This window comes from Moorena sp. (genome assembly GCF_982860115.1).
Map to the genome: position 1 here is coordinate 22,527 of NZ_CEYLVT010000075.1, position 7,967 is coordinate 30,493.

General features: G+C 41.5%; 6 protein-coding genes. 4 read left to right on the top strand and 2 right to left on the bottom strand.

Going from position 1 to position 7,967, the window contains the following annotated elements; translation table 11 throughout:
• The first annotated feature begins 124 nt into the window (after positions 1–124).
• The 4 genes from AC4II3_RS14835 (at position 125) to AC4II3_RS14850 (ending at position 4,836) form a co-directional block, all read left to right on the top strand.
• Positions 125–1,693: a pyridoxal phosphate-dependent decarboxylase family protein gene (locus AC4II3_RS14835; RefSeq protein WP_488013160.1), complete on the top strand. Its 1,569-nt coding sequence runs from the start codon at positions 125–127 to the stop codon at positions 1,691–1,693.
• Positions 1,671–2,804 (top strand): alpha/beta fold hydrolase, encoded by a 1,134-nt coding sequence (locus tag AC4II3_RS14840; RefSeq protein WP_488013162.1) that lies wholly within the window; start codon positions 1,671–1,673, stop codon positions 2,802–2,804. Before AC4II3_RS14835 ends, AC4II3_RS14840 begins: the two co-directional genes overlap by 23 nt.
• A gap of 582 nt (positions 2,805–3,386) precedes the next feature.
• Entirely contained in the window at positions 3,387–4,352 is a 966-nt protein-coding gene (locus AC4II3_RS14845) for an alpha/beta hydrolase family protein (RefSeq protein WP_488013164.1), read from the top strand.
• A gap of 238 nt (positions 4,353–4,590) precedes the next feature.
• Positions 4,591–4,836, top strand: coding sequence for a hypothetical protein (locus tag AC4II3_RS14850; RefSeq protein ID WP_488013166.1), 246 nt, complete (start codon positions 4,591–4,593; stop codon positions 4,834–4,836).
• A gap of 95 nt (positions 4,837–4,931) precedes the next feature.
• Here the strand turns inward: AC4II3_RS14850 and AC4II3_RS14855 are convergent, their stop codons facing one another.
• Both AC4II3_RS14855 and AC4II3_RS14860 read right to left on the bottom strand, forming a co-directional pair.
• Complete coding sequence (locus AC4II3_RS14855) at positions 4,932–6,137, bottom strand: Coenzyme F420 hydrogenase/dehydrogenase, beta subunit C-terminal domain (protein ID WP_488029217.1); 1,206 nt, start codon at positions 6,135–6,137, stop codon at positions 4,932–4,934.
• A 406-nt stretch (positions 6,138–6,543) separates the two neighbouring features.
• On the bottom strand, positions 6,544–7,425 hold the full coding sequence (locus tag AC4II3_RS14860) for a Uma2 family endonuclease (RefSeq protein WP_490722832.1): 882 nt from the start codon (positions 7,423–7,425) through the stop codon (positions 6,544–6,546).
• Positions 7,426–7,967 lie beyond the last annotated feature (542 nt).

Here is a 7,967-nt window from a genome sequence, read left to right on the forward strand (position 1 = left end):
CAGTGGGGCAGCACTCTCGCTCCGTTAGTTCCAGTTGACTTTTAGGGAATAATCAAGAATAATTATCCATTGGATGATTACAGAGAAACTGTATTACTTAAGCTCTGGGTGAGGAGGTTTAAAAATGACGGATGAAAAACCCGACTTTAAGATTGATAATGGCTTCGATTATCCTCTTGCCGAAAGTAAACGTAAACCCCAAAATTCTGGGGAAATAATTGAAGAAAAAATTGATTTTCATCCCAATTTAAATTGGGATGAAAATCAATGGAACATAGCAATAGATAAAATCGGAAAACTTGTCAAAGATTGTTCCTTAAATTGGGAGCGTTATTCTCCAATACCAACAGAAAATTCAAGCACCATTTATCAAGACCTTGCTCTTCCCTTTCCCGAGACAGCACTGCCAGTAAAAGATATCGAAGACAAACTCCAAAAACTAATCGCTTACAGCGGTTATAACGGGCATCCTCGCTTTTTAGCCTATATTACTTCCTCACCCGATCCGGTAGGAGTGCTTGCCACTTTTTTGGCGGCTGCACTCAATCAAAATACCAACTTGTGGCGTATTGCTCCTGCTGCCACAGTTATTGAACTTCAAACAATTGAGTGGTTTAAAACCATTTTTAAATTCCCCCAACAGACAGAAGGAGTATATTCCAGTGGGGGGCAATTTGCCAACATGATCGCACTGTCGGCTGCTCGACAATACTTTTGTGAGGACGTTCGAGAAAAAGGAATCAGCCAACTTGGGGATAAATTGCGATTTTACGTGAGCGACCAAGCACACTACTGTCACAGGCAAGCTTTGGAATTGCTAGGATTTGGAACAAAAGCTTTGCGAATTATTCCCAGTGATGATAATTATCGCATCAATGTAGATCTGCTAACTACAGCAATCAAGCAAGACCGAGAAACAGGTGCAATTCCCGCCGTTGTTATCGGTACGACCGGAACAGTAGGATGTGGTGCAATCGACCCGATTTCTGAACTGGCAAAAATCGCCAAACAAGAAAAATTATGGTTTCATATTGACGGTTCTTATGGTGCCTTAGGGATACTTGCCAAGAATGCACCTTCAGAATTACATGATATAAATCTCGCCGACTCTTTAGTCTTTGATCCTCATAAATGGTTGTACAGCCCTATTGATACAGCCGTTACACTGGTCAATCATCAAGGATTACTTTCTCAAACCTTTGGCAATCAAGTTACCTATTTGGAGCCATCTTTAAGTAATCAAGATAGTTTTGATTTTGTCAATTTAACTCCGGAAAATTCCCGTCCATTTAGAGCAATTAGAGTTTGGTTGCCCTTAATTGCAAGGGGAATAAACGCTTTTAAAGACTTGATTGAAAATGATTTTATGTTGGCAAAATATATGGCCAGTTTAATTGACCAACATCCCTCTTTAGAGCTGATGACTCCGACAGTGACGTCTATTGTGTGCTGGCGGTACTTGCCAACTCATCAACTCACGCTAGAGGGAGAAAACCTTTTGCATAGAAGAATTATAGAGGAAATGGCGCAGCGCGGTATCGCCTGCATTTCTCAAGCTTTGCTGCACTCAAATATTATTTGTCTGAGAGCTTGCTTTGTTAATTTCAGAACTACATCTGATATCGTCGAAGAAGTTGTTAACAAAAGTGCTGAAATAGGCCAACAAATTTATGAGCATGAATTTATCAACTAAAAAATTAAAACAGAGTAAATTTGCCCAAGTCGCTACCCCTCAAAACCCGCTTTTGCTTGCCAACGGTGAGAAACTCGATTTCGTCACCCTAGCCTATAAAACTTATGGAAAGTTAAACAAAGAGCGTAGCAATACCATTTTGATTTTCCACGTACTGACCACAAGTCAGAATTTGAGTGGTTATGACGATTACGATCCTACAGGACATAATCTATGGAATCATGAATGTCAGCAAGGTTGGTGGAATGATTTTGTTGGGAATAATTGTGCTTTTGACATAAATGATTATTTCATTATTTGTGCTAACTATTTAGGAGGTTGCTACGGTTCCACAGGACCTCTATCTATTAACCCAGACACCAATCACCCCTACCTGGATAAGTTTCCTTTCATCGCCCATACTGATGTTGTAGACAGCCAAGTTCGGCTGCTAGACTATCTTAATATAAACGAGGTTTATGCCGTTGTTGGAGCCTCCCTTGGAGGGATGCTGGCACACGATTTTGCTGTTCGATATTCCCAAAGAGTTAAAAAAGTTATTTCTATTAGCGCTTCAATTAAAACAAACGAATCACAAATCGTCAATAATTTGGAGCAGATTCTTACCCTCAAATCTCACCTGACTATCAATAATAGTGATGAATACGCCAAGCGGGGATTAATGTTGGCAAGACTGATCGCTCTTAAACACTATTGTCCACTTCGATATCTAGCTAAAACTATCAAAAACAAAAGTGACATATTTCCCGGCATTTTATATCCTCAATCAAATTTTAAACATCCTATCGAATCGTTTTTATTTTACAACAGTCAGCAATTTACAAAACGCTTTTGTCCCCATAGCTATTTGAGAATTATATCACTATTTCAAGGAGTAGAAATAGAAAAAGAAGCCTTTGAGAGATGTCAAAAACAGGAATGGTTGGTTTTTTCGGTGAATTCAGATACTTGTTTTTTTCCTGAAGACCAATTGATGTTAAGAGATATTATTAATAAGTATCATATCTCCAACAAATTTGTTACTATTTCGTCCGATCTCGGACATGATTCATTTTTAAAAGAATCCTTACTGTATCACGACTATATCAAACATTTTTTAGAGGATATATGAAAAGGCTACATCTGCGGGGTGTGAGTATTTTGTTGTGAAGAAATAGCCACAGTGCTATAGCAGTTTGCGGGGTGTCTATTTACAGAATTAAAGAACGCGCTCACTAGTAAAAGCCACAAGAGGCAGGGGGGAACGGAGAAAGTAAGTTTCCTCTCTCCCTTTTCTGGGTTAACCTTGGGATGATCAGTGAACGCACAAGTTAATTGATTAGTGTAAGTGTTTTTGAAGGATTTTTAAATGAGGGATTTGTCTCTCAATCAGTTCAGTATTAAGCCGCCATGGTGTTTTCAGTCGGCAACAGAGAATAGACTAGATCTTAGAAGATCCGCGTTACTACTTTATTCCAGCACTTTGCTCTTGCCCTCTTAACCGGAACTTTATTCTCTTTCATGTTATAAAGGTCTGGGGGGGACATGCAAGCTGAAATCCTTACTGGGTAATAATTTTAGCCCATCAGTTACACTATATCAAGCCATAGCTCACTGGCATCAAAGCCTTATAGAGTAAGCTTTTTAGGGCTCATGTCACCCCCTCAGGGATTTGATAGAATGTGTGATTAATATGTAGCCATATTAAAAAAAAATGGAAAGACAAGAATTCTTTGAATCCAAGGGGGCAAGGATTTATGGAACACTTACCCTACCAGAAGGTGTGGAAAACCCCTCCGCTTGCCTATTCATTGGAGGGTCTTTTCCTCAGACAAGAGAAGGAAATCTAGATAATTCAAAAACCGATTGGTTTCCTACACCATTACCAGAGAGAAACCTGTTCCGGGATGAAGCTATAATTCTGGAGCAAATGGGGATAGCCACATTTAGATACGATAAGCGAGGATGTGGTCAAAGCGAAGGAAATTTTAATACTACTGGACTATTTGACTTGGTAGATGATGCTCGGATGGCATTGCAATGGATGCGGAGTATTCCTGAGATTGACAGCAGTAGAATCGGAGTTCTTGGTCAAAGTGAAGGGGCTGTAATTGCTTTGATTTTAGCAGCGTCTGACCCAGAGATTCAGTTTTTTGTTTGGCAAGGGGGCATTTATAACAACCTGGAAGGGATACTCAAATGGCAAGCCAAAGCCTTTGAAAAATTAGATAGTACAACTATCAAATTTTTCAAGAAAAACATGCCATTAATTTATTGGACATACAAACAGTTTGATGAAATTATTGCTAGAGCAAAAAGGGGTGAAGAGTTCTTTCGCATCGGAGATGAAGATTGGTCTTTTAATTATTACCTACCGGTGGGTCAAGAGCATTTTGAGAATCCTCCCTATTTATTTGTGGACAAGGTAAAATGCCCAGTACTAATTTTACACGGTGCCTTGGATCACAATACACCTCCAGAAGAAGCTCAACAAATGCAGCAAGCACTTATCAATGCTGGCAATAGGAATGTGACAACTCATATTTTTGCTGGATTGGATCACAGCTTCAGAAGATTAGGTGACCCAGATGAGGATTTTGTTACTGCTATGAAACGACCGTTAGATCCAGAAATGCCGCAAGCACTAATTAATTGGCTAAAAGTCTGGCAAGAAAAGTGATCAGATGAACCGACTTCAGAAATTTTGGGAGTTTCCGGTTAGGACACCTCATTTTCTAGAATTTCAAGGATTATTTTAGCATAAAAAGGACGAAATAGCAAAAAAAACAGACAATTCCCAGGTTTTGTCTAAAAATAACTCACTAGTTAAGTTTTACAAGCTCTAGCTATTTAATTAATCGAAGATTGTAGAATATAAGGAAAACGTACTATTTCAGATTCAGAGGTGAGGTAAAGTTATGCCCCGTGGTGGTTATCGAGAAAATAGTGGTCGCAAGCCGAAGTGGAATCTGGGTCGAACGAAAGCAGTAAGGATTCCGGAAGAGATCGCACATATAATTCTGGAAGTGGCTAAACGACTGGATGAGGGGGAGAGTCAAGACTCGGTGATTATTCCTAAATCAGAAACGACTCAACTCTCTGAATTGGTTGAAGAAATAGGGGCATCACAAGCAGATTCAAAAGACTCATTAATGGGGTCTTAATTCAGAATTCAGATACCTATAATTTCTCTCGACAGTAGCTGAGTTGGAAGGCACGCGATCGCGTACCCTACCGAACCCCACCAATCCCTCAGTTTTTAGTCTGGCAACTTGTACTGTTCTACAATCCGCTTGGCATACTCTGGCACATGTGCCTCTAACTTTTCTGGATGATTGCGCTTTATATATAAATAGTTCCGGGCGAAGTGGGCGTCAATAGAAAAACGAGCATACTCTAATCCTTTCGGACCTATTTTTTCAATCACCACTGTCATCATTTTTGCTGCCCACATCGGTAAACTAATTCCCTTGTCATTGGCAGGAATACTTTGTTGCACTCCCGGTTTGCGATCGCCTTTTGACATCACTGGTTGAGTTTCCAACTGGTCTTGCACCAAATCCAGCATTTCTTGGCCAATGTCATTACGAACCAAAATCCACTGCCAACCAAAGGGGGCTCCCATGTAACCTACGACTAAATCCGCTAGGGAGTTTACATAGTCAAAACAACTCATGCAAGAGGAGGCACAGACATCTTTAAGTTGATCAGTCTTTAAGCCAAAGAACGGTACTTTCTCAATTGAGCCATCCTCATGTTTAAAGTGAACCCGGAAATCCTGCATAAACTCGTAATGTACCACCGTTTCTGGCGAACGGCTGGTGGTTTCCAGAAATTTTTGCAACCCCTCACGTTTGACATTATCAACACAGGGCATACCTAAAACATAGAGTTTTTCTAAACCGAGTTCGTTTTGCACTGATCGCAATGCTTGGATTTGGCAGCCAACACCAATTACTAATAATCGTTTCATCCCTGATTGTTCCACTTGCTCTAACACAGAGAGGTTAGGAGACAAGGTAGCCTTATTAACCCGTGCTGCTAATACCTCCTCTGGGGTACGAGCAATGATCGGCATTGGCTGAAAGCGGTCTTCTTTAGTGTTTTGGACACAGACTACACCTTCAACTTTACCCTGTTTGAGCATTTCGATAGCAATGCTACTGACAATTCCTGTCCACTGCGCCCCTTCTATGGGGTTAATCTTCTTAGCCGTGAGCATCTTCTGGTTAACACCAAAGTACCAATCATCTGGATGATCTAGATTGCGGCTACGCCCATGGGCTTTTGTTTCCAAGTCAGCTATTTGCTGGTTTAAGAATGCACAAGCTTCCTTAACATAATGGATATAGTATGTATCACAAAGTCCACACTCGCTACACAGTTCCTTGGCAGGGCGTCGGCTACTTGGTTTTAAGGCTCTCGCTTTTTTATGTTTGGCAGGTTGAGGTGTCACTGAAGTCATTTGCTTAACTAATGGTCTATTGTCTGACGATGGTGAGCATTCAGAAGTCAGCTAATGGGCTACTTGAGATGCTACTTGAGGTGCTATCAGCTATCAGCCGTCAGTGTTAATTTGGATCTTGGTTATCGATTCCAACACAATAGACAGGAGTTTAAATGGGTTCCCGTCGCGGCTCAATGCTTAGCATCGCATATCTCGATGGCCAACACTGATCGGATTTTCTCTTTATTTTCTATTATTTTGTACATTTGTACTAAATTAAGTCATGCGTTCGCGTAGCGTGGCCTACGGCCAATCGCACAAAGGGGAGATAATTGGACGCAAATGGTCAATCAAAGTAGCACCGTAGGGGCACAGGGCGTGCCTCCACTCACCAAGGGGACAGACAATCAGACAAACCCTCATTTTAGTTACCAAATTCTGCCACCTGAGATTGAGACAGACCTGTTAAATTGGCCACCTGCTCCACTGTCATACCTTGCTCTAACAAGTTCTGCGCCACCTGCTGCAACTGAGACTCCGCTTGTTCAGCCCTTTGTTGTTGTTGATCGGCTCTTTGTTGTTGTTGATCGGCTCTTTGCCGTTCTTGTTCGGCTCTTTGTTGTTGTTGTTCGGCTCTTTGTTGTTGTTGTTCGGCTCTTTGTTGTTGTTGTTCGGCTCTTTCCTCAGAAGTGGGCAGTAACTCCCCATCCAAATTTGCCCAGCGTAACCAAGTTGCTTCGATGCCGTTATACTCACCATGCCAACGCACCAAGCTCAAACCTAATGCTTCAGATACCAGTTGGTTTTGTTGATTAGGTTCTATCGGTTGGTAAACTCTATTTTGGAGATGAAATCCAGCCCAATCATCTGGATTGAAAGGATCAAACCAGAAATACTCTGGCACACGCATCTGATTTTGATAAATCTGCTTTTTCTCGTTTTTGTCACGCTCAGCAGTGCTTGACGACAAAAGTTCTATAATAACGTCAGGACCCTTTTCCTCCTCCCAAATCACCCAGCTTCGACGCTCTCCCTTGGGTACATCTAGAGCAACAAAGAAATCTGGTCCTTTATAGTCTTTATTTTTGAGTTGGGCAACGCTGTAGTAAACAAACATATTGCCACCAACATAGCCATCCGACCTATTGTCTAGCCAAGGCGATAGGGTATAAATGAGCAGATCCATTTGGGCTTTGTGCCGTGCGGTTTCCATTGGTATATCATCGTCACAGGGAAGGTCGGCCTGAGTGGGTGGCGCTGCCACTGGCATTGACTCTATAGTTTTAGAGAGTGTAAGCTCTGACATGGCTCTCCAAAGGTTTTACTAAACCCAAGTTTTGACACTTCTATGTTAATGGGTGCTGCTTCAAGGCAAATGGGATCATATGTTGGAGGAAAGTACTGATGTATTCACAATTAAAGGTGAGGTAGCCAGAGTCCTCACCAATTTAGATAAACGAGAGATAGTCATTATTGTAACCAAAGGGGGAATCCCCCACTGGATCTTCCCAAGCGGCTATCACCTCCTAGGGTGACTGGTGATGGCACCTCAAGTAGCGTGCGCGTAGCGCATTAGCTGAGTGCTCAAAGTATACATAGCTGCGTTCGCTAGCCAACGCCCTTCGGGCTAATCGCAACTTCCTAAAACCTAGAGGCATCAGGCTGTTTGACTTTTTCAATGTCACCTTCGGTCTCTTAAAAGTAACGAATAACTCTATCACTGTTTGCTGGACTTGACCAATAGTGGAGCTATAGAGTAATTAATTATACAAAGTCGGACTATGTCTTCTGGTAATTACCAATGCCCAGCTTATTAATTAGTGATTAGTAATTAGTGATGAGTGCTTT

Coding starts and splice junctions, on each gene's coding strand:
- AC4II3_RS14835 (WP_488013160.1), top strand. CDS start 125: ATGACGGATGAAAAACCCGACTTTAAGATTGATAATGGCTTCGATTAT.
- AC4II3_RS14840 (WP_488013162.1), top strand. CDS start 1,671: ATGAGCATGAATTTATCAACTAAAAAATTAAAACAGAGTAAATTTGCC.
- AC4II3_RS14845 (WP_488013164.1), top strand. CDS start 3,387: ATGGAAAGACAAGAATTCTTTGAATCCAAGGGGGCAAGGATTTATGGA.
- AC4II3_RS14850 (WP_488013166.1), top strand. CDS start 4,591: ATGCCCCGTGGTGGTTATCGAGAAAATAGTGGTCGCAAGCCGAAGTGG.
- AC4II3_RS14855 (WP_488029217.1), bottom strand. CDS start 6,137: ATGACTTCAGTGACACCTCAACCTGCCAAACATAAAAAAGCGAGAGCC.
- AC4II3_RS14860 (WP_490722832.1), bottom strand. CDS start 7,425: ATGTCAGAGCTTACACTCTCTAAAACTATAGAGTCAATGCCAGTGGCA.